A 22,408-nucleotide genomic window follows, 5' to 3' on the forward strand; every position below is an offset into this window, starting at 1 on the left:
GTCCGGTTCTGTTGAATGTGTCGATCACTGTCGAGCTCCTTTTGATTGTGATTGTTAGATCATCGAGAGTTTTCAACGGAATGTGCCAGGCGCCTTGAACAACAACGGCTGGGGCCTGGCAGGACGACTTTGGAGGCTATCGCAGGTAAACGGTTGCGGACGTTCAATAACATATCCTTGAGCGTAATCCACCCCGATTTCCAGCAATGCCTGCTCGATCTGAGTTGTTTCGACAAACTCGGCAATCGTGCGCTTACCCATGACATGGCCGATATGGTTGATCACTTCGACCATGGCGCGGTTAATCGGGTCGTCCAGCATATCCTTTACGAAACTCCCGTCGATCTTCAGGAAGTCTACAGGCAAATGTTTCAGGTACGCGAATGAGGACATCCCGGCGCAAAAGTCGTCCAGCGAAAACAGGCAACCTAAGCCTTTGAGTTCATTAATGAATCTAATTGCGCTGCCCAGATTGGCAATCGCGCTGGTTTCTGTGATTTCAAAACAAATCATTTCAGCCGGAATTGAATACGTTACGAACTGTTCACGCAGGAAGTCGAGAAATGCCTCGTCACCGATGGTGGTGCCTGACAGATTGATCGCACACATGGCCAGTGGCTCGCCAGGGCGCTCGGCGCGGCATTGGGCAATGATCTTGAACACGTTCTTCACGACCCAGCGATCGATGGTACTCATCAGGCCATAACGCTCGGCAGCCGGAATGAAACTGTCAGGCAGGATCATCCGCCCGGCTTCATCATGCAGGCGCAGCAGAATTTCGATATGCCCGCCCTCCGCGTCGATCCCCAGCGGCGCGATTTCCTGCGCGTACAGACAGAAGCGGTCCTCTTCCAGCGCCATGTGCAAGCGCTGCACCCAGGCCATTTCGCCAAAGCGCAGGGACAGCTCCGAATCGTCGGGGTGATAGACCTGAACCCGGTTGCGCCCCTTCTCCTTGGCCATGTAGCACGCCATGTCGGCAGCGCGAAGCGAGGCTTCAAGGGTGGTCGGCGCTTGTGAAACATGCACCAGGCCGAGACTCACGGTGGTCACGAATGGCCGGCCCTTCCAGACAAAGTGCAGGTTCTGCACGGTCTGGCGCAGCGACTCGGCGATTTTCTCCGCGGCCTCGGGCCCGCAGTTTTCCAGGAGGATGCCGAACTCGTCACCGCCCAGCCGGGCCAGGGTATCGCCTTCGCGCAAACCGGATTGCAGCAGCGCGCAGATGTGTCGCAGCAACTCGTCGCCCGCGGCATGACCGCAGGTATCGTTGACCAGCTTGAACTGGTCCAGGTCGAGAAACATCAAGGCATGCCGCCCCGGCTGCCGCGTCAGGTTGTGCAGCGCCTGTTCCAGGCGATACTCGAATTCGCGGCGATTGGCCAGGCCGGTCAAGGCGTCATGGGTAGCCTGCCACGACAGATTGGCGATGTATTGCCGCTCCTGGGTCATGTCGTGCAACACCAGCACCGTGCCGCTGACCTTGCCGGCGTTGCTGATCGGTGCTCCCACCAATGTCACCGAAACGGTGCTGCCATCCAGGCGTTGAATCAGTTTGGAATGCTCGCTGCCACCGCTGAGCTGCCCGCTCAGAATGCGTTCGATCAAGGTAAACCCATCGGCCTGGGCGTTTTCATCCAGCAGATTGAACAATGCCGCGAGCGGCAGCCCCGCTGCCTGCTCGGCCTTCCAGTGAGTCAACGCCTCCGCCGCTGGATTCATGTAGGCAATGGCGCCAGCGACATCCGTGGTAATCACTCCATCGCCGATCGATTGCAGGGTGATCTGCGCGCGATCTTTTTCCAACTGCAAGGCGTCGGCGAAAGCATGGCGCTGCTTGAGCAGCTTGTGGGTGCGCATCAACGCCAGCGCGATCAAGCCAAGGGCGGTGGCGAGGTTGGTCAGCAGCAACAGACGAAGAATGACCCGCGAGCCTTCCCCCAGTGCATCACTGAAGGCTTTCGCCGCTGGCGTCACCTCATCATTGATCGCGAAAATCTGCTCTTTCCAGCGCCGGATATCCGCCTCGGAAGCCGGGTTGGCGGTGATCTGCTGGTGCATGTCCCGCGCAACGTCGTCGAGCTTGACCAGATAGGCGTCACCGACCGTCCACAGATCGATGGCTTTTTCCAGGTAACTGAAATGGCGGAAATTAAGGTACAGCCAGATCAGGCTGTTGACGTCGTCCGGGTGGTTACCGCCCTTGAGAATCGCCAGCCGTGCCGCTTCTATATCAGGCGGTTGCTGATCCAGTGCCACGCGCAACTCATGCCCGCCCTCAGGTACGGAGATGGCGTGCTGGTACTTGCGAAATATCCCTTCATCGCCGCTGTCGGCATAGAGATTGAGGTAATAGATCGCATCTTTCTGGCCCTTGGACCAGAGGCTTTCGCCGGCCACATAGCCGCGAACCGCCGACAGCATATAAAGGCTAACGCCACCCAACAAAGCTTGAAACAGCACAACGGCAATAAATGGCCAGACGATGCCCAACAACCGTGGCGTTCCGAGAGTCCGCGTTTGATTCATGAGGTCCCTTGCATTAGCACTGCTTGATCGTCATCCGGACGAAATCGCTCCAGCTAGACTAGGTGGCGATTACGCTCCCGGCAAGCGGCGAGCCTCGCCCGAGAGGGGCTGGACAGCCGTTGGACCGGTGACGATGTTCTTGTTTTCGGGCTTCAGACAAGTTTCAAACAGCGTTCATTCACTCGGCCTCAAAAATTACATTTGTTGTAGATGGCCATACAGCTTGGCGTATAAGCCGCCGTCGGCGATCAACTGTTGGTGATCGCCATCTTCGGCAATCTGCCCGCCATCGAACACCAATACACGGTCGGCCTGTTTCACTGCCGAAAGTCGATGGGCAATGATCAGCGTGGTGCGGTTGCTCAGGAACCGTGCCAGTGCCTGATGCAAGTTGTATTCGGTGGCGGCGTCCAGCGCCGAGGTGGCTTCGTCGAGAATCACCACTTTCGGTTCTGCCAATACCATTCGCGCAATCGCCAGACGCTGGCGCTGCCCGCCGGACAAACGCACGCCGGAGCGCCCGACGATGCTGTCCAGGCCATTGGGCAAATCGCGGATGGTGGCGTGCAATTGGGCGATTTCCAGTGCCTGCCAGCAAGCCTCGTCGCTGCGTTCGCGGCCCATGGTCAGGTTGGCGCGTACGGTGTCATTGAACAGCGCCGGATGCTGCAGGACCACGGCGACATTTTCCCGCACCGTTTCCAGGCCAATCTCCTGCTGGGTCGAGCCGCCGAAGCGGATGGTCCCGGCCAACGGTGTGTACAAGCCCAGCAGTAACTGCACCAGCGTGCTCTTGCCGCCACCACTGGCACCGACAATCGCAACCTTTTCACCGGGGGCAATGGACATGTTCATCTGGCTCAACACCAGTTCGTCGCCGTAACCGAAGCTCAAGCCTTGCACCTCGATACCCACGGTATCGCGCCCGGTGAACGGGTCCACGCCCTTGGGGTATTGCGGCTCGTCGGCGCGCGACAGCAACTCGTTGATCCGCGACAGCGCACCACCGGCGGCGTAGAAGGCGTATTGCAGGTTCAGCAGTTGTTCGACCGGACCGATCATGAACCACAAGTAGCTGAACACCGCGAGCATCTGGCCGATGGACAGGTCGGAGAACAGCACGGTGAGCATGGCGGCAGCACGGAAGATATCGATGCCAAACTGGAACAGCAAACCGCTGGCACGGTTCGAGGCGTCGGTTTTCCATTGTGAGTTAACCGCGTAATCGCGAACTTCCCTGGCCCGCAGCCCCAAACGACCGAGGAAAAAACCCTGGCGGTTGCCGGCGCGCACCTCCTGGATCGCGTCCAGGGTTTCGGTCAGTGCCTGGGTGAAGCGCGAGGTGCTGTCGTTCTCGAGTTTCTTCAGGTGCTTGACCCGCTTGCCCAACTGCACCGTGGCGTAGATCACCAGCGGATTGAACAGCAGAATCAACAGCGCCAGTTGCCAGTGCATCCACATCAGAATCCCGGCGGTGCCGACCAGGGTCAGCATGGCGACGAGGAAACGGCTGAGGGTTTCGCCGACAAATTTGTCCAGCGTGTCGAGGTCAGTGACCAAATGCGTGGTCACCGTGCCGCTGCCCAGGCTCTCGTACTCGCCCAGCGAGATGCGTTTGAGGCGTTCGATCAGGCGGATGCGAATGCGGTAGACGATGTCTTTGGCCAGCGCGGCGAACAATCGCGCCTGAAGTACGTTGAACAGCAATGCGGCACAACGCAGGGCCAGGGTCACCACCAGCATCAGGCCGATGTAACCCGCGGCTTTTTGCCAAACGTCAGGCAGCGCGAGGTTCATGATTTTCAGCGCAGCATCGCCGTGCCCCAGCAACACTTCGTCCACCAGCAACGGCAACAGCAACGGGATCGGTACGCTGCACAGCGTCGCCAGTACGGCCACGCCGTTGGCGATCCAGAGGGATTTCTTGTGATGGAGGGCCAGGCGACGGATTTCCGCCCAGCTCAAGCGGTCGACACGTTTAGCGGGTACGGCTTCGTCGGGCAGATCATGCACAGGCAGCGCGCTCCAGCCAGCGGCCGAGCAACGGGGATAATTCGCGCAAAGGCTGATAGCCATTGGTCAACAACGCCAATTGGCCGTTTCGCTCAGCCAGCAGCGTAGGGAAACCGGCGATGCCCAGGTCCTGGACCCAGGTGAAGTCGGCCGATGTTGCAGCGTGCGTATCGGCACGGTCGAACGCGGCGGCAAATTCAATTCGCGGCAGACCGGCCTGCTCTGCCAGCTCCACCAGAACACTGGCCCGGGTGACATCGCGACCTTCAGCGTAAAAGGCGTGCTGAATCAGCCCGAGCAGTTTCCACGCACAATCCGGCGCCAGGTTACGTGCCGTCACCAGTGCTCGGCAGGCAGGTTCGGTGTCGTAGACAAAACCGTCAGGCAATGCGCCTTCGCGCTTGAACGGCTGGCCGGTAGCCTCGGTGACCGCCTGCCAGTGCTCGAGAATGTAGCGCCGGGTGGTCGGTTCGAGCGCGGCGCCACTGCCGGTGCGCAAACCGCCCACCACCAGATGCACGTCTACTCCGGCGGCCGCCGCCTGCTCTACCAATGCGTTTGCAACCGGAGCAAAGCCCCAGCACCAGGAACACATCGGGTCCATCACATAGAGCAGGCGCGCAGTCATGGTTCAGGCCTCGGTAGATGATGCTTGCTTGTAGTTGTAGCCGATCGGGTGAGGCATGTTGCGGGCCTTGGCCAGTTCGATCTGCTTTTGCCGATCGATGGCGCTGCGGCGGGTTTTCTCGCTCAGTTTGTCCCAGCAATGCGGGCAACTGATGCCGGCCACGTAGTGCTCCGAAGCGCGACCCTCGACGCTGACCGGCGTGCGGCAGGCGTGACATTGATCGTAATCGCCTTCGCTCAAGTCGTGGCGAACGGTCACGCGGTTATCGAACACAAAGCAGTCGCCCTGCCACTTGGTTTCTTCCTGCGGCACCTCTTCGAGGTACTTCAGAATGCCGCCCTTGAGGTGATAGACCTCACCGTAGCCTTCGCTGAGCATGTAGCTCGATGCCTTTTCGCAGCGAATGCCGCCGGTGCAGAACATCGCGACCTTCTTGTGCACGGCCGGGTCGAAGTTGGCTTTGATGTAGTCGGGGAATTCACGAAAACTGGTGGTTTTCGGGTCGATCGCACCTTCGAAGGTGCCGATCGAGACTTCGTAATCGTTACGAGTATCGATGAGCAGCACTTCCGGATCGCTGATCAGCGCGTTCCAGTCCTGCGGATCAACGTAGGTGCCGACCTTTTTGTTCGGGTCCACGCCTTCGACGCCGAGGGTGACGATTTCTTTCTTGAGTTTGACTTTGGTGCGGTAGAACGGCTGTTCGTCGCAGTACGACTCTTTGTGGTCGATGTCGTCCATGCGCGGATCGTTCTTGAGCCAGGCCATCAACCCGTCGATGCCTTCGCGGCTACCGGACACGGTCCCGTTGATGCCTTCTTCGGCGATCAGCAAGGTGCCTTTGATGCCGTTGTCGACCATCGCCTTGAGCAGTGGCTCGCGCAGGTCAACGTAATCTTCCAGGGTGACGAACTTATACAGTGCCGCCACGACAATCTGTTGTGTCATGGGTAAATCTCCAGGTGGCTACCCTCGTAAGGGGTGAACCGGATGCGAAAAAAAACGCGCCGGGTGAGCGGCGCGTTGGGCATTCTACCAAAAAAGCCATCCCTGTAGGAGCCGGCTTGCTGGCGATGGTGAGCCAGCTACGATGCAGTCGACTGTCACTCCATCGCCAGCAATCCGGCTCCTACAGGGGGTGATCTTTAGTGTTTGCTACCACCGGCGCAGGTCGGCGAAGCCGGAGCCGCGTCGATCTGTGCCCATTCTTCAGGCGTGTAGGTATGCAGCGCCAACGCATGGAACTCGCCCATCAGCTCGCCGAGCGTGCCGTAGACTTTCTGGTGGCGCTTGACCCGGTTCAGGCCTTCGAACTGCTGACTGACCACCACAGCCTTGAAGTGGGTCTGCAACCCGCGACTGTGCATATGGCTTTCATCAAGCACCTGCAGATGCTGAGGCTGAAGCAGGCCCAGCGTCGATTCGATGCGTTGTTGCATGGTCATACCGAACTCCGTTTAAGGCTTTTTCTTGGCTGGCTCGGCGGCGCCTTTCGGCTCCAGCTCGGCCGTCATGTCAGCCAGCAGTTTGTTGACCACAGGCACCGCGCTTTCCAGCTTGGCCTGGGTCATCTGTGCCGATTGCTGGGTCAGCTGCGGCATTTTTTCCAGGACTTTCTTGCCCAGTGGCGACTTGTAGAACGCCACCAGGTCCTTGAGCTCGGATTCCGTGAAGTTGGTGGTGTAGAGCTTGACCATGTCCGGTTTCAGCTTGTTCCAGCCAATGGCCTGGTCCAGGGCGGCGTTAGCCTTGGCCTGATAGGTTTCGAGTACGGCTTTTTTCGATTCCGGGGCTTTGGTTTGCTGGAAGCGCTGGGCGAACATCTGCTGGACCTGCATGTACACCGGAGTGCCCAATTTGTCAGCATGCGCCAGAGTCAGGAAAGCCTCGGCACTGGCGTTGTGGCTGGCGGTATCGGCAAAAACCTGGCCGCTGGCACAAACCAATGCAACCGCGGTACAGATGGCACGAAGACGAGTCATCGAGTTTCCTTTTCTAGCAGGCGAGGTAAAACCCCAAGGACGACCATTCTGCGCCTAAAAAAGTGTGTCGCTCAACCCCAAGCCTTGTGGCGCGTGATTTAGAGGGCTTCAATGGGCAGAATCGAGACAGATGGAACCCCGGCCGGTGATCACGGCCTAAACTGCGCAATCAGACCTACAGGAGTGTGACCGATGAGCCGTATTGAAACAGACAGCCTGGGCCAGGTTGAAGTCCCGGACGAAGCTTACTGGGGCGCTCAGACGCAACGCTCGCTGGTCAACTTTGCCATTGGCAACGAACACATGCCGCTGGCCGTGCTTCACGGCCTGGCGCTGATCAAGAAAGCGGCGGCCCGGGTCAACGACCGCAACGGCGACCTGCCCGCCGACATCGCCCGGCTGATCGAACAAGCGGCGGATGAAGTGCTCGACGGTCAGCACGACGATCAATTCCCGCTGGTGGTCTGGCAAACCGGCAGCGGTACCCAGAGCAACATGAACGTCAACGAAGTGATTGCCGGCCGTGCCAACGAACTGGCCGGCAACCCGCGTGGCGGCAAGTCGCCGGTGCACCCCAACGATCACGTCAACCGCTCCCAGAGTTCCAACGATTGCTTCCCCACCGCCATGCACATCGCCACCGTGCAGGCCGTGCAGCACCATTTGCTGCCGGCGATCAGCGAACTGTCGGGCGGTCTGGCCGAGTTGTCGGCGCGTCACATGAAACTGGTGAAAACCGGCCGCACGCACATGATGGACGCCACGCCGATCACTTTCGGCCAGGAAATATCAGCCTTCATAGCGCAACTCGATTACGCCGAGCGGGCCATTCGCAGCGCCCTGCCGGCGGTGTGTGAACTCGCCCAGGGCGGTACCGCGGTCGGCACCGGGCTGAATTCACCCCACGGTTTCGGTGAAGCCATCGCCGCCGAACTGGCCGCGCTTTCCGGCCTGCCGTTCATTACCGCGCCGAACAAGTTCGCGGCATTGGCCGGGCACGAGCCGCTGACGACGCTGTCCGGCGCCCTGAAAACCCTCGCCGTGACGCTGATGAAAATCGCCAACGACTTGCGTTTGCTGGGCTCCGGGCCACGTGCCGGTTTCGCCGAAGTGAAACTGCCGGCCAACGAACCCGGCAGTTCGATCATGCCCGGCAAGGTCAACCCGACCCAGTGCGAAGCGCTGTCGATGCTCGCCTGTCAGGTGTTGGGCAACGACGTCGCCATCGGTTTCGCCGCGAGTCAGGGTCACCTGCAACTGAACGTGTTCAAACCGGTGATCATCCACAACCTGCTGCAATCGATTCGCCTGCTGGGCGATGGCTGCAGCAACTTCCAGCAGCATTGCATTGCCGGCCTGGAACCGGATGCCGGGAAAATGGCTGAGCACCTGGAGCAAGGCTTGATGCTGGTGACGGCGCTGAACCCGCACATCGGCTATGACAAATCGGCGGAGATTGCCAAGAAGGCCTACGCCGAGGGACTGACCTTGCGTGAGGCTGCTCTTCAGTTGGGGTATCTGACTGATGAAGAGTTTGATGAATGGGTGCGGCCGGAGAATATGCTGGAGGCTGGGGCCAAGGGCTGAGATCTCTAGCGCCGGATAGTCCGTCATCGCGGGCAAGCCACGCTCCCACAGGTTTTGTGTCGATTGCAATATTTGTGACCGACACAGTCCTTGTGGGAGCGTGGCTTGCCTGCGATGAACGATGACGCGGTCTAGTTAGCCGCCATCCGCATCTTGCGCGCCCTGAGCCCGGCGATCAGCGAAGGCCCCAACGCGACCAGTGCCGAACCCAGTACCACCAGCACCGCGCCGCCATACCCCAGGCCATTGATGGTCTCGGCATGCACATAGTCCGGCCACATCCAGGCGGCGATGGCGACAGCGCCAAAGGTCACCAATGGCGTGATCGCCAGCGTCGCACTGACTCGCGAAGCTTCCCAATGGGCCAGCGCTTCAGCAAACGCGCCGTAGGCGATCAGGGTGTTCATGCAACACGCCAGCAATAACCAGCCTTGCAACGGGCTCAACTCCAGCGCCTCAAGCGGATGCACCCACGGCGTCAGCAACAGCCCGCAGAACAGATAGATCACCATCATCACCTGCAACGAATTCCACACCGTCAGCAGTTGCTTCTGCCCCAAGGCATAGAAGGTCCAGACCGTGGACGCCAACAACACCAGCAACACACCGGCGGTGTAATCGCTCAACGACGTCAATAACTCGATCAGTCGCTGATTGAAAAACAGCGCGAATCCGATCAGCAGCACCAGCAGGCCAATGCCCTGCCCCACGCTGAAACGCTCCTTGAATACAAACAGGCTGGCGATCAGCAGCATGATCGGCCCCATCTGCACCACCAGTTGCGCAGTTCCGGGGCTGAGCAGGTTGAGCCCCATCAGGTACAGCACGTAATTGCCCACCAGCCCCAGCACCGCCATCGCTACCAGCCAGCCGCCCCGCGGGCCGAGCACTTTACGGCTCGGCAGACGTCGGGTCGCGGCCAGATAAAAGAACAGACAGCTGCCGGACACCATCAGGCGAAACCAGGTGACCGTGACCGGGTCCATCACCAGCAAGACCTGCTTGAGTTTGATGGGCAGGATTCCCCACAGCAGCGCGGTCAGCAGGGCCAGAAACAAACCGTAAACCCAGCGACCCGATGAAATGTGCATGCAAACCCCGAAACCCAATGACAAGTCACCGCATTCTAGGCGCACTGGCCCGCGCTACACAGGGACAGTTAGGGCCTGGCCGCGAATGAAACTGTGCAGGTCGCAACGCTAAATTGGCGATCTGCCGTCGATCGGATCGCCAGGCGCCGCAAGTGGTTCTTGCATAAGCTGATTGGATCCACACCAGGAATCCATCAGGAGTTCGCCATGTACGGCATGCGTGCCCAGGACAACGCCCCCGCCCTGCACTTTCGCAGCGACCGGTTGTGTCGGGTCAATGGAGAGTTGTTTTTCAGCACCCGGGAAAACACCCTGGAGGGGCCGTTTGAGAGTGCCGAGGCGGCTGCGCGGGAGGTTCAGGCTTACATTGAGCGGATGCAGAATATGGCGGCAAATAGATAAACCGAGTCGCCTTTATCGCTAGCAGGCAGCTAGCTCCCACAGGGGTCTGATAGGCGACACAGATCCAGTGTGGGCAGCTAGCCTGCTAGCGATAGCTATATAACAGTCACCAACAAAATCCGACGCGTTTACCGCACCGCCTCAAACAATCCGCTAGCGCCCATCCCGCCACCCACACACATCGTCACGATGCCGTAGCGCAGATTACGCCGCTGCAACTCGCGAACAATGTGCCCGACCTGACGCGAACCGGTCATGCCGAACGGGTGGCCGATGGAGATCGAGCCGCCGTTGACGTTGTACTTGTCGTTATCGATCTCCAGCCGATTACGCGCGTACAGGCACTGCGAGGCGAACGCTTCGTTGAGTTCCCACAGATCGATATCGCCAATCTGCAACCCCTTGGCCTTGAGCAGTTTCGGCACCGAGAACACCGGGCCGATGCCCATTTCATCCGGTTCGCAACCTGCCACGGTGAATCCACGGAAAAACGCTTTCGGCTTCAAGCCCAGCGCCAGGGCTTTTTCCAGGCTCATCACCAAGGTCATCGAAGCACCGTCCGACAACTGCGACGAGTTGCCCGCCGTGACCGAACCATCCTCGGCGAACACCGGATTCAATCCGGCCAGGCTTTGCAGCGTGGTGTCCGGGCGGTTGCAGTCATCGCGATCAACGATTGCGTCGAGGATCTGAACCTGACCGGTGGCCTTGTCCTCAACGCGGTACTTCACCGCCATCGGCACGATTTCATCGTCGAACAGCCCGGCAGCCTGCGCCTGGGCGGTGCGTTGCTGACTTTGCAGGGCGTACAGATCCTGTTCTTCGCGACTGACGCTGTAGCGGCGAGCGACGATTTCGGCGGTCTGGCCCATCGGGAAATAAATACCCGGCACCTGCTCCTTGAGCAGCGGGTTGATCAGGTGATCGGTGTTGACGCTTTTCATGGTCAGGCTGATCGACTCGACACCACCGGCGACAATGATGTCGCTGCAACCCGAAGCGATCTGGTTGGCGGCGATGGCTATCGCCTGCAGGCCAGACGAGCAGAAGCGGTTGAGGGTCATGCCGGCGGTGCCGATGCCCAAACGCGACAGCACCGCGACGTTGCGACCGATGTTGTAGCCCTGGGCGCCTTCATTGGAGCCGGCGCCGACGATGCAGTCCTCGACGCTGGCCGGGTCGATACCGGTGCGCGCCAGCAAGGCGTTGACGCAATGCGCGGCCATGTCATCCGGACGGGTCTGGTTGAACTTGCCGCGAAAGGATTTGGCCAGGCCGGTCCGCACGCTGTCGACGATCACCACTTCACGCATGGCATACCTCATTGTTGTTGTCGGTTGAGAATGGACCGAGCATAAGCCCACCCAATTACCGACCGCGACAATCATTCACCCCGCGTATGCGCAAACATCGCCTCACTTCTTGCTTTTGTTTTCCTTGCTGGCGCGCTTGTCGGACTTCTCGAAGGCGTCTTCCAGTGCCTGATTGATGGTGCGCAAGACCTTGACCCGCGCCCAGCGCTTGTCGTTGGCTTCAATCAATGTCCACGGCGAGATTTCAGTGCTGGTGCGGTCGACCATGTCGCCGACAGCGGCGCGATAGTCGTCCCACTTGTCCCGATTGCGCCAGTCATCCTCGGTGATCTTGAAGCGCTTGAAGGGGATGTTTTCGCGCTCCTGGAAGCGTTCCAGTTGCGTCTGTTTGTCGATGGCCAGCCAGAACTTGACCACGACCACCCCGGCATCGGCGATCTGCTCTTCGAAGTCATTGATTTCACTGTAGGCGCGCAACCAGTCCGCGGGGCTGCAAAAGCCCTCGATACGCTCCACCAGCACCCGGCCATACCAGGAGCGGTCGAACACGGTGAACTTGCCCCGCGCCGGCAGGTGTCGCCAGAAGCGCCACAGGTACGGCTGCGCGCGCTCTTCTTCAGTGGGCGCGGCAATCGGCACGATGTTGTATTGCCGTGGGTCAAGCGCCGCCGCCACTCGCCGAATCGCCCCGCCCTTGCCCGCGGCGTCATTGCCTTCGAACACCGCCACCAGCGCGTGACGGCGCATGCGTTTGTCACGCATCAACCCGGAAAGCCGTGCCTGCTCGGTCACCAACTGTTCCTCGTAATCGTCTTTTTCCAGGTGCAGGCTCAGGTCCAGGCTGTCGAGCAGGTTGACATGATCGACGCTGGGGAACACCGGTGCGGCGCTGACTTTTTCCGGATGGATCTTCGGCCGCTTCAACGCACCGTTCAGGCTGTCGAGCAAAATCTTGCCCACCACCAGGCTGCGATACCGCGCGTCCATCCCGGCGATGACGTGCCACGGCGCATAGTCACGACTGGTGCGACGCAAAACCCGCTCGCCGAACTTCACGAAGCGGTCGTAGGTCTGCGATTGCTGCCAGTCCAGCGGGCTGATGCGCCAGCTGTGCAATGGATCGTCAGCCAACGCCTTGAGGCGCGCCTTCATCTGTTTCTTGGAAAGGTGGAACCAGAATTTGACGATCAGCGCGCCTTCATCGCACAGCATCTTTTCCAGGCGCTCGGCACCGTTGATGGCTTGATCGAGACGCGGGTCCTTGAATTCGCCATGCACCCTGCCCTGCAGCATCTGGCTGTACCAATTACCGAAGAAAACGCCCATGCGCCCCTTGGCCGGCAGCATCCGCCAGTAACGCCAGGCCGGCGGCCGCGCCAGCTCTTCATCGGTTTGCTGATCGAACGTGCGGACCTCGATCAAGCGTGGGTCCATCCACTCGTTGAGCAATTTCACCGTCTCGCCCTTGCCGGCGCCTTCGATGCCGTTGATCAGGATGATCACCGGAAACCGGTGCTGCTGCTGCAGCTCAAATTGCGCTTCCAGCAAAGCTTCGCGCAGCGCGGGTACTTCGGCGTCGTAGGTTTCTTTGTCGATGGCGTGATCGATTTCAGCGGATTCGAACATGGATGGCTCCCTTCCAGATGTGAGCAAGACTAGCGGATTGACCGGTGTCACGTGGAAGAAATCCAATTTTTGCAGGCGCAAGCTCCCTCGCCACAAAAGCGGATCAAGCACGGCCCCGCGATCAGCTAGAATGGCCACCTTGCCGTGACCGAGCCCGCCATGAAACCTGAATTGCCCCACGCCCAGCTCGACTGGGACGACCAGGGTCGTCCCTATTCGCGCCTGTTCGACGATGTGTATTTCTCCGATAAGTCGGGGCTGGACGAAACCCGCTACGTGTTCATCGAGCAGAACCGCCTGGCTGAACGGTTTGCCGCGTTGCCGCAAGGTGGCCGGCTGGTTATCGGCGAGACAGGGTTTGGTACCGGGCTGAATTTTCTGTGTGCGTGGCAGGTGTTCGAGCAACACGCGCCGGCCGGTGCGCGGCTGCATTTTGTCAGTGTCGAAAAGTACCCGTTGAGCCCCGCCGACCTGCAACGCGCCCTGGCGCTGTGGCCCGAACTCAACGTGTTGGCCGATCAATTGCTGGCGCAATACGTGGCCATCCATCAAGGCTTTCAGCGGCTGACGCTGGCCAACGGTCGGGTAACCCTGACCTTGCTGATCGGTGATGCGCTGGAGCAACTGCCGCAACTGGACGCACAAATCGACGCCTGGTTTCTCGACGGGTTTGCCCCGGCGAAAAATCCTGACATGTGGACCGCCGAACTGTTCGTCGAACTGGCGCGACTGGCCGCCCCAGGCTCGACCATCAGCACGTTCACCAGCACCGGTTGGGTCCGGCGACTACTCAACGCCGCCGGTTTCAAGATGAAACGCACGCCGGGCATCGGCCATAAATGGGAGATCCTGCGCGGTGAGTTTCTGGGTTGGCCGCAGGAGGTTCCCGCGCCTTTGCCAGCCAAACCCTGGTTCGCCCGACCTGCACCGCTGGCCGGTGAACGCCGCGCACTGGTGATCGGCGCCGGACTGGCCGGTTGTGCCAGCGCGGCCAGCCTCGCGGCGCGGGGCTGGCAGGTGACCGTGCTCGAGCGCCACGCCAACATTGCCCAGGAAGCCTCCGGTAATCCGCAAGGCGTGCTTTACCTCAAGTTATCCGCTCACGGCACCGCGCTGTCGCAAATGATCGTCAGCGGTTTCGGTTACACCCGACGCCAACTCGAACACCTGCAACGCGGCACTGATTGGGACGATTGCGGCGTGCTGCAACTGGCGTTCAACGCCAAGGAAGGCGAGCGTCAGGCGCAACTGGCCGAGGCGTTTCCTGCGGACCTGCTGCACCTGGTCGAGCAGCCCCAGGCCCAAGCGCTGGCGGGGATCGGCCTGACGCACGGTGGTTTGTACTATCCCGAAGGTGGCTGGGTGCATCCTCCGGCGTTGTGCCAATGGCAGGCCGCGCACCCCGACATTCAATTACTGACGCATCACGATGCCGTGCAATTGCGCAAGGTCGATGGCCAGTGGCAAGCCTGGGACGGCGAACGCTTGCTCGGCAGCGCTGCGGTGGTGGTGCTGGCCGGTGCCGCCGAGATCCAGCGCTTTGCGCAAAGCGCCGGGCTGCCGCTCAAACGCATTCGCGGGCAAATCACCCGCCTGATGCAAACCCCGCAAAGTCAGGCGTTAAGCACGGTGGTCTGCGCCGAGGGCTATGTCGCCCCGGCGCGTCTGGGCGAGCACACACTGGGCGCGAGTTTCGACTTCAAGAGCGATGACCTGACCCCGACCACCGCTGAACACCTGGGCAACCTGGCCATGCTCGAAGAGATTTCCGAGGATCTGGTCAGCCGATTACGCATCGCCGAACTGGCCCCTGAAAGCCTCCAGGGGCGCGCCGCATTTCGCTGCACCAGCCCCGACTACCTGCCAATCGTCGGACCGCTGGCTGACAGCCAGGCATTTACCCAGGCTTACGCCGCCCTGAGCAAGGACGCCCGGCAGGTGCCGGATATCGAATGCCCGTGGCTCGACGGTTTGTACGTCAACAGTGGTCATGGCTCACGCGGCTTGATCACCGCACCGCTGTCCGGAGAACTGTTGGCCGCCTGGCTGGATGATGAACCCTTGCCCCTGCCCAGAAGCGTGGCCGAAGCCTGTCACCCGAACCGGTTTGCACTGCGCAACCTGATCCGCCGCACCCACGCCTGACGCGCCCCTTGCAGGAGCCGGCTTGCTGGCGACAGGGCCTCAAACCCAGCGCCAAATCCATGGACGCCATCGCCAGCAAGCCGACGCCTACAGGTTGGGTGACCGTCGCCCAACCGGGAGGGCTAGCGCTCTTTATAACTTATCGGTCTAAAACTCCGGGGATTGAGCCGGGTCAGTTTCTGAGTACCCGCCGTTTTGGCGCGGTATCGATTGCCCCTCCCCAACGGAAAAACCGGTAAGGAATTTATGTGCGGATTAGCTGGCGAGTTACGTTTTGATCATCAACCTGCAGACCTCGCGGCGGTTGAACGAATTACCCATCACCTGGCACCACGCGGCCCCGATGCCTGGGGTTTTCACAGCCAGGGGCCGATTGCCCTGGGCCACAGACGCCTGAAAATCATGGACCTGTCGGACGGCTCGGCGCAGCCGATGATCGACAACCAACTGGGCTTGTCCCTGGCCTTCAACGGCGCCATCTACAACTACCCCGAATTGCGTGCCGAGCTGGAAGCGCTCGGTTATGCCTTCTATTCCGGTGGCGACACCGAAGTGCTGCTCAAAGGCTTCCACGCCTGGGGTGAAGCGCTGCTGCCGAAACTCAACGGCATGTTCGCCTTCGCCATTTGGGAGCGTGATGCGCAACGCCTGTTCATTGCCCGCGACCGTCTCGGTGTAAAACCGCTGTACCTGTCGCGCACCGGCCAGCGCCTGCGCTTTGCCTCGGCGTTGCCGGCGCTGCTCAAGGGTGGCGACATCAACCCGATCCTCGACCCGGTGGCGCTCAATCATTATCTGAACTTTCATGCCGTGGTCCCGGCGCCACGCACCTTGCTGGCCGGCATCGAAAAACTGCCGCCCGCGACCTGGATGCGCATCGAAGCGGATGGCCGTACCGAGCAAAAAACCTGGTGGACCCTGCCCTACGGCCCACGCGCCGATGAGATGAATCTGACACTCGAAGACTGGTGCGACCGTGTGCTCGACAGCACCCGCGAGGCCGTAGCGATTCGCCAACGGGCAGCGGTCGATGTTGGCGTGCTGCTTTCCGGCGGTGTCGATTCGAGCATGCTGGTGGGCTTGTTGCGTGAAGTCGGTGTTGAACACCTGTCGACGTTTTCCATCGGCTTCCAGGATGCCGGTGGCGAGCGTGGCGACGAGTTCCAGTATTCGGACCTGATCGCCAAACACTACGGCACCCAACACCATCAACTGCGCATCGATGAAAAAGAGATCATCGAGCAACTGCCCGCCGCGTTCCGCGCGATGAGCGAGCCGATGGTCAGCCACGATTGCATCGCCTTCTATCTGCTGTCCCGGGAGGTGGCCAAGCATTGCAAAGTGGTGCAAAGCGGCCAGGGCGCCGACGAACTGTTTGCCGGTTACCACTGGTACCCGCAGGTGGACGGCGCCAGCGATCCGTATGCGGCCTATCGCGAAGCGTTTTTCGACCGCAGCTACGACGACTACGCCGCCACCGTGCAGCCGAAGTGGCTGACCGACAATGACGCCGCCGGTGACTTCGTCAAAACCCATTTCGCACAACCGGGTGCCGATGCAGCGGTAGACAAAGCCCTGCGCCTGGACAGTACGGTGATGCTGGTGGACGACCCGGTCAAACGCGTCGACAACATGACCATGGCCTGGGGCCTGGAAGCACGCACACCGTTTCTCGACTATCGCCTGGTGGAGTTGTCGGCCCGAGTGCCGGGTAAATTCAAACTGCCGGACGGTGGCAAACAGGTGCTCAAGGAAGCCGCGCGACGGGTGATCCCGAGTGAAGTGATCGACCGCAAGAAAGGCTACTTCCCGGTGCCGGGTCTCAAGCATTTGCAGGGTGACACGCTGAACTGGGTGCGCGAGTTGTTGCTCGACCCTAGCCAGGATCGCGGCCTGTTCAACCCGGCCATGCTCGACCGGCTGCTGACTGACCCGCAAGGGCAACTGACCCCGCTGCGCGGCTCCAAGCTGTGGCAACTGGCGGCCCTGAACCTGTGGCTCAGTGAACAAGGAATCTGATCGATGAAACCTCACGCCACGGCGTTCAGCCAACGCTTGTTACGCGGTCAGGCGCCCTCCTACGAACGCTTGCAGGCGCGTCTGGCCGAAGACGGCAGCGCACTGGGCGGCGAGCCGATTGCCCTGCATTGCGGCTGGGGCCGCCTGCTGATCGGCCATACCTTTGCCGATCCGGCCAGCCTCGCCAAGGAGCTGCTCAACGAGCAACCCGGCGAACGCGATATTGCGCTGTACGTCGCCGCCCCCCAGCAAGTGCTGGGGCTGGAACCGACCCAGTTGTTTCTCGACCCCTCCGACACCTTGCGCCTGTGGTTCAGCGACTACCGCCAGGCCACTCGGGTGTTTCGCGGCTTTCGCATTCGCCGCGCCCAGAGCGACGCGGACTGGAGTGCGATCAATCAGTTGTACCAGGCACGCGGCATGCTGCCGATCGACGCTACTTTGCTGACCCCGCGACACCTCGGCGGCCCGGTGTACTGGCTGGCCGAAGGCGAGGACAGCGGCGCGGTCATCGGCAGCGTCATGGGCCTCAATCATCACAAGGCATTCAACGATCCGGAGAACGGCAGCAGCCTCTGGTGCCTGGCGGTCGACCCGCATTGTTCGCGGCCTGGCGTCGGTGAAGTGCTGGTGCGGCATTTGATCGAACATTTCATGAGCCGCGGGCTGAGTTACCTCGACTTGTCGGTGTTGCACGACAATCGCCAGGCGAAAAACCTTTACGCCAAGCTTGGCTTTCGCAACCTGTCGACATTCGCCATCAAGCGCAAGAACGGCATCAATCAGCCGTTGTTTCTCGGTCCGGGCCCCGAAGCCGAGTTCAATCCATACGCGCGGATCATCGTCGAAGAAGCGCATCGACGCGGCATCGATGTGCATGTCGATGACGCCGAGGCCGGCATGTTCACCCTCAGTCACGGCGGGCGACGTGTTCGCTGCCGTGAATCGCTCAGCGACCTGACCAGTGCCATCAGCATGAGCCTGTGCCAGGACAAAAGCCTGACCCACAAAGTGCTCAAGGCCGCCGGCTTGAACTTGCCTGCGCAACAACTGGCCGCAAATGCCGATGACAACCTGGCGTTCCTCGACGAATACCAACGTGTGGTGGTCAAACCGCTGGACGGTGAACAAGGCCAGGGCGTGGCGGTGGATTTGCAGAGCATCGAAGAGGTCCAGCAGGCCATCGAGTCAGCCCGCCAGTTCGACAGTCGTGTGTTGCTGGAAAGCTTCCATGAAGGCCTCGATCTGCGCATTCTGGTGATCGGCTTTGAAGTGGTGGCGGCGGCCATTCGCAGGCCGGCGGAAGTGGTGGGTGATGGTCAGCATTCGGTCGGCGCGCTGATCGAAGCCCAGAGCCGGCGTCGCCAGGCGGCCACCGACGGCGAAAGCAAAATCCCCCTGGACCATGAAACCCAGCGCACCTTGCTCGCGGCCGGTTACGACTACAACAGCATCCTGCCGGCGGGCGAGCATCTGTTCGTGCGGCGTACGGCGAATCTGCATACCGGCGGCGTTCTCGAGGACGTCACCGCGATCCTGCACCCGACCCTGGTGGACGCTGCCGTTCGAGCCGCCCGCGCGCTGGATATCCCGATGGTGGGCCTCGATCTGATGGTGACTGCCGCCGATCAGCCGGAGTATGTGTTTATCGAAGCCAATGAACGCGCCGGGCTGGCCAACCACGAGCCGCAACCGACGGCTGAGCGTTTTGTGGATTTGTTGTTTCCGCATAGCCAGCCAGCAGCTTCCTATTGATGTAGAGCCTGATCGGCAAGCCCGCTCCTACAGGGTGACGCGTTCCAATGCAGGAGCGAGCCTGCTCGCGATGGCCGCTCAACGACGACAACGTTCTCACTCATCGAAACCATCGATGCTCTTCACTCATCAGGAGTTTCCATGACTATTCAATACCCGGAACCCGACCTCGCTTATCTGCAAAAAGTCCTGCTGGAAATGCTCGCCATTCCCAGCCCTACCGGGTTCACCGACACCATCGTGCGCTACGTCGCCGAACGCCTGGAAGAGCTGGGCATTCCCTTTGAAATGACCCGTCGCGGCACCATCCGCGCCACCCTCAAGGGCAAGAAGAACAGCCCCGACCGCGCCGTTTCCGCCCACTTGGACACCATCGGTGCAGCCGTGCGGGCCATCAAGGATAACGGTCGCCTGACCCTGGCCCCGGTAGGTTGCTGGTCCAGCCGCTTTGCCGAGGGCAGCCGGGTGAGCCTGTTCACCGACAATGGTGTGATCCGTGGCAGCGTGTTGCCGTTGATGGCGTCCGGGCATGCCTTCAACACGGCCGTGGATGAAATGCCGATCAGTTGGGACCACATCGAACTGCGTCTGGATGCCTACTGCGCGACGCGCGCCGATTGCGATTCGCTGGGCATCAGCGTCGGCGATTTCGTCGCCTTCGACCCGCTGCCGGAATTCACCGAAAGCGGTCACATCAGTGCCCGTCACCTCGACGACAAGGCCGGGGTCGCGGCACTGCTGGCGGCGCTGAAAGCAATCGTCGACAGTGGGGAGGAGCTGCTGATCGACTGTCATCCCCTGTTCACCATCACCGAGGAAACCGGCAGCGGCGCCGCGGCGGCATTGCCGTGGGACGTCAGCGAATTCGTCGGCATCGACATCGCGCCAGTCGCCCCGGGCCAGCACTCCAGCGAACACGCAGTGAGCATCGCGATGCAGGACTCGGGCGGACCTTACGACTACCACCTGTCGCGACATTTGCTGCGCCTGGCCAGCGATAACGACTTGCCCGTGCGCCGCGATCTGTTCCGCTACTACTTCAGCGATGCGCACTCGGCGGTCACCGCCGGCCATGACATCCGCACCGCCCTGCTCGCTTTCGGCTGCGACGCGACCCATGGCTACGAACGTACCCACATCGACAGCCTTGCAGCCCTGAGCCGCCTGCTCGGCGCCTACATCCTCAGCCCGCCGGTCTTCGCCAGCGACGCCCAACCTGCCACGGGATCACTGGACCGGTTCAGCCACCAGATCGAGCACGATACCCAGATGGAAAGCGATACGCGGGTGCCATCGGTGGACAGCCTCGTAGGGCAGCGGTCGGATAGTTGATCACTGCATTTTTGTTGACTGATCTGGCGTCAACCGAGGCGTCAGATCTAGCCGCACTCACCCATTCGCCGTAGCATCGCCACATTGTTCACCCGAGGTGCCTATGCTCATCCCCCACGACCAACTTGAAGTCGACACCCTCACCCGCCTGATCGAGGATTTCGTGACCCGCGACGGCACCGACAATGGCGACGACACGCCGCTGGAAACCCGTGTTCTTAGGGTGCGCCAGGCATTGACCAAGGGCCAGGCATTGATCGTCTTCGACCCGGAAAGCGAACAGTGCCAGCTGATGCTCAAGCACGACGTGCCCAAGCATCTATTCGACTGATTCTTTCGGTCGGGGCAGCTTGCGCTTGATGCGATCGTAAATCTCCGAACGATGCACACTGACGGTCTTCGGCGCATCGATGCCGAAACGCACGTTGTTGCCATTGACGGCGACAACGCGGATGGAAATGTCGTCACCGATGGAAATCTTTTCGCCCACAACGCGACTGAGTACAAGCATGGCCTTGGTCCTTTGAGGATTACCGAACCCAGAAGATGCCCGGCGCAGGTCGGGCCTTCAAGGCAGCAACGGTAATCCAGACTGAACTTACAGCCTGCGACCAAGGTGCTGACGGAAACGTCTGACAAAGCTTGTAGAAAGTACCGCCCGTTTTCAGGAGGCGGAAAAGCGTGGGCCGAACAAGATGATGCTGGCGCCGATCACGCACAACGCCACGCCGATCCAGTCCGAGCCCAGCGGACGAATCCGTTCGACCACCGCCAGCCAGCCAATCGAAGCAATGATGTAAATGCCACCATAGGCGGCATAGGCGCGACCGGCATAAGTCGACTCGATGCGGGTCAGCAACAGTGCGAACAAGGTCAGGCTAAGCAGCGCCGGCACAATCCACCAGGCGCTTTTACCCTGGCGCAACCACATCCAGAACGCGAAGCAACCGGCGATTTCGAACAGCGCGGCCAGGAAGAACCACAGGTAGTTGAGCATGCGAACGTCTCGTAAGAGTGGCCGATGGCGGCCACCCTAACGATGCCGTCGCGCGCGGGCAAGTTCAGCTTGCGTTTTGTTTGGCCTTGGCGCGCATCTTGTCAGCCATGATCGTCATTTCGTTGTAGAGCAATTGCGGGTTCTTCTGTTTCAGTGCCCACGCCATGCGGCCCTGCTCGTGGGGCAAAATCATGAACTCGCCGGCAGCGACCTGCTGATAGATGTAGTCGGCGATGTCAGCGGCGCTGATCGGCGAACTTTCCAGCAACTTGCCGACCTGGGCTTTCATCGCCGGGGTCGGGCCACGGAAAGAGTCCAGCAAGTTGGTCTGGAAGAAAGACGGGCATACCACATGCACGCCGACTTCCTGTTGAGCCAGTTCGATCAGCAGGCTTTCGGACAAAGCCACCACGCCAGCCTTGGCCACGTTGTAGTTACTCATGGCCGGGCCCTGCATCAACGCTGCCATCGATGCGATGTTGATGATCTTGCCTTTGCTCTTTTCCAGCAGCGGCAGGAAGGCCTTGCAGCCCTTGACCACGCCCATCAGGTTAATCGCGATCTGCCAGTCCCAGTCTTCCAGGGACAATTCACTGAAGAACCCACCCGACGCCACGCCGGCGTTATTGACGATGACATCGATGCCACCGAGCTTCACTTCGCAAGCCTGGGCGAACGCGGTCAGCTGGCTGTAATCGCGGACATCACAACGCTGGATAAAACCGTCGCCGCCCGCTTCGCGCACCAATTTGAGGGTTTCCTGCAGGCCGGGCTCACTGACGTCCGACAAGGCCAGTTGCCAGCCCTCACGCGCCCAGCGCAGCGCGATTTCGCGACCCAGGCCAGAGCCTGCGCCAGTGATCATCATGCGATTTTGCATAGCAAACAGCCTTGTTGTTCCGGGGAAGATGCGTCGAGTGTAGCGAAGGATATTGCCCGACCCACGCTCCATCAGATTGCTGAATGGCCCGAGCAAACCGGCGGAACGG

The 22,408-nt window shown here is 60.6% G+C and carries 19 protein-coding genes; 7 read left to right on the forward strand and 12 right to left on the reverse strand.

Translation table 11 applies throughout. From position 1 onward, the window contains the following. Positions 1-72: 72 nt before the first annotated feature. From M5G20_RS22595 to M5G20_RS22620, 6 genes are all read right to left on the reverse strand, one after another. A complete protein-coding gene (locus M5G20_RS22595) occupies positions 73-2,529 on the reverse strand; it encodes an EAL domain-containing protein (RefSeq protein WP_273920967.1) in 2,457 nt (818 codons plus the stop codon). Positions 2,530-2,724: 195 nt separating this feature from the next. Continuing rightward, entirely contained in the window at positions 2,725-4,542 is a 1,818-nt protein-coding gene (locus M5G20_RS22600; RefSeq protein WP_150732387.1) for an ABC transporter ATP-binding protein, read from the reverse strand. Next, positions 4,535-5,137 (reverse strand): DsbA family protein, encoded by a 603-nt coding sequence (locus M5G20_RS22605; protein WP_191635185.1) that lies wholly within the window; start codon positions 5,135-5,137, stop codon positions 4,535-4,537. The genes M5G20_RS22600 and M5G20_RS22605 overlap by 8 nt, the downstream gene beginning before the upstream one ends. Before the next feature lie 36 nt (positions 5,138-5,173). After that, positions 5,174-6,118 carry an oxygen-dependent tRNA uridine(34) hydroxylase TrhO gene (gene trhO, locus M5G20_RS22610; protein WP_273920968.1) on the reverse strand — a complete coding sequence of 315 codons (945 nt, stop codon included), beginning with the start codon at positions 6,116-6,118 and terminating at the stop codon, positions 5,174-5,176. A gap of 197 nt (positions 6,119-6,315) precedes the next feature. After that, positions 6,316-6,615 carry a BolA family protein gene (locus tag M5G20_RS22615; protein ID WP_008151216.1) on the reverse strand — a complete coding sequence of 100 codons (300 nt, stop codon included), beginning with the start codon at positions 6,613-6,615 and terminating at the stop codon, positions 6,316-6,318. Between the two features lie 12 nt (positions 6,616-6,627). Continuing rightward, a complete protein-coding gene (locus M5G20_RS22620; RefSeq protein ID WP_075947361.1) occupies positions 6,628-7,152 on the reverse strand; it encodes a DUF2059 domain-containing protein in 525 nt (174 codons plus the stop codon). 192 nt (positions 7,153-7,344) lie between these two features. On the opposite strand from M5G20_RS22620, the gene M5G20_RS22625 reads away from it, so the two are divergent. After that, a complete protein-coding gene (locus M5G20_RS22625; RefSeq protein WP_150732383.1) occupies positions 7,345-8,739 on the forward strand; it encodes a class II fumarate hydratase in 1,395 nt (464 codons plus the stop codon). A gap of 131 nt (positions 8,740-8,870) precedes the next feature. On the opposite strand, the gene M5G20_RS22630 is transcribed toward M5G20_RS22625, so the two are convergent. Further along, a complete protein-coding gene (locus M5G20_RS22630; RefSeq protein ID WP_273920969.1) occupies positions 8,871-9,830 on the reverse strand; it encodes a DMT family transporter in 960 nt (319 codons plus the stop codon). Positions 9,831-10,037: 207 nt separating this feature from the next. Here M5G20_RS22630 and M5G20_RS22635 point away from each other — a divergent pair, with 207 nt between their 5' ends. Beyond that, complete coding sequence (locus M5G20_RS22635; RefSeq protein ID WP_273920970.1) at positions 10,038-10,232, forward strand: DUF6316 family protein; 195 nt, start codon at positions 10,038-10,040, stop codon at positions 10,230-10,232. 128 nt (positions 10,233-10,360) lie between these two features. Here the strand turns inward: M5G20_RS22635 and M5G20_RS22640 are convergent, their stop codons facing one another. Together M5G20_RS22640 and pap are read right to left on the reverse strand one after the other, a co-directional pair. After that, complete coding sequence (locus M5G20_RS22640) at positions 10,361-11,545, reverse strand: thiolase family protein (protein ID WP_273920971.1); 1,185 nt, start codon at positions 11,543-11,545, stop codon at positions 10,361-10,363. Between the two features lie 102 nt (positions 11,546-11,647). Next, a complete protein-coding gene (gene pap / locus M5G20_RS22645) occupies positions 11,648-13,171 on the reverse strand; it encodes a polyphosphate:AMP phosphotransferase (RefSeq protein ID WP_273920972.1) in 1,524 nt (507 codons plus the stop codon). Between the two features lie 159 nt (positions 13,172-13,330). Here pap and mnmC point away from each other — a divergent pair, with 159 nt between their 5' ends. From mnmC to M5G20_RS22670, 5 genes are all read left to right on the forward strand, one after another. After that, on the forward strand, positions 13,331-15,316 hold the full coding sequence (gene mnmC, locus M5G20_RS22650; RefSeq protein ID WP_273920973.1) for a bifunctional tRNA (5-methylaminomethyl-2-thiouridine)(34)-methyltransferase MnmD/FAD-dependent 5-carboxymethylaminomethyl-2-thiouridine(34) oxidoreductase MnmC: 1,986 nt from the start codon (positions 13,331-13,333) through the stop codon (positions 15,314-15,316). A 246-nt stretch (positions 15,317-15,562) separates the two neighbouring features. Beyond that, a complete protein-coding gene (locus M5G20_RS22655) occupies positions 15,563-17,335 on the forward strand; it encodes an N-acetylglutaminylglutamine amidotransferase (protein WP_273920974.1) in 1,773 nt (590 codons plus the stop codon). A gap of 3 nt (positions 17,336-17,338) precedes the next feature. After that, positions 17,339-19,090 (forward strand): N-acetylglutaminylglutamine synthetase, encoded by a 1,752-nt coding sequence (ngg, locus tag M5G20_RS22660; protein WP_273920975.1) that lies wholly within the window; start codon positions 17,339-17,341, stop codon positions 19,088-19,090. Positions 19,091-19,231: 141 nt separating this feature from the next. After that, positions 19,232-20,422: an osmoprotectant NAGGN system M42 family peptidase gene (locus tag M5G20_RS22665; protein WP_273920976.1), complete on the forward strand. Its 1,191-nt coding sequence runs from the start codon at positions 19,232-19,234 to the stop codon at positions 20,420-20,422. A 103-nt stretch (positions 20,423-20,525) separates the two neighbouring features. Further along, positions 20,526-20,753 carry a YheU family protein gene (locus M5G20_RS22670; RefSeq protein ID WP_003199186.1) on the forward strand — a complete coding sequence of 76 codons (228 nt, stop codon included), beginning with the start codon at positions 20,526-20,528 and terminating at the stop codon, positions 20,751-20,753. On the opposite strand, the gene csrA is transcribed toward M5G20_RS22670, so the two are convergent. From csrA to M5G20_RS22685, 3 genes are all read right to left on the reverse strand, one after another. Then, entirely contained in the window at positions 20,742-20,933 is a 192-nt protein-coding gene (csrA, locus tag M5G20_RS22675; protein WP_273920977.1) for a carbon storage regulator CsrA, read from the reverse strand. The two genes, M5G20_RS22670 and csrA, sit on opposite strands and share 12 nt — an antisense overlap. Positions 20,934-21,086: 153 nt before the next feature. After that, positions 21,087-21,419 (reverse strand): YnfA family protein, encoded by a 333-nt coding sequence (locus M5G20_RS22680; protein WP_075947372.1) that lies wholly within the window; start codon positions 21,417-21,419, stop codon positions 21,087-21,089. A gap of 64 nt (positions 21,420-21,483) precedes the next feature. Continuing rightward, on the reverse strand, positions 21,484-22,299 hold the full coding sequence (locus M5G20_RS22685; protein WP_273920979.1) for an SDR family oxidoreductase: 816 nt from the start codon (positions 22,297-22,299) through the stop codon (positions 21,484-21,486). Positions 22,300-22,408 lie beyond the last annotated feature (109 nt).

The sequence above is a fragment of the Pseudomonas sp. TNT2022 ID1044 genome (genome assembly GCF_028656895.1).
Lineage (GTDB): Bacteria > Pseudomonadota > Gammaproteobacteria > Pseudomonadales > Pseudomonadaceae > Aquipseudomonas > Aquipseudomonas reinekei.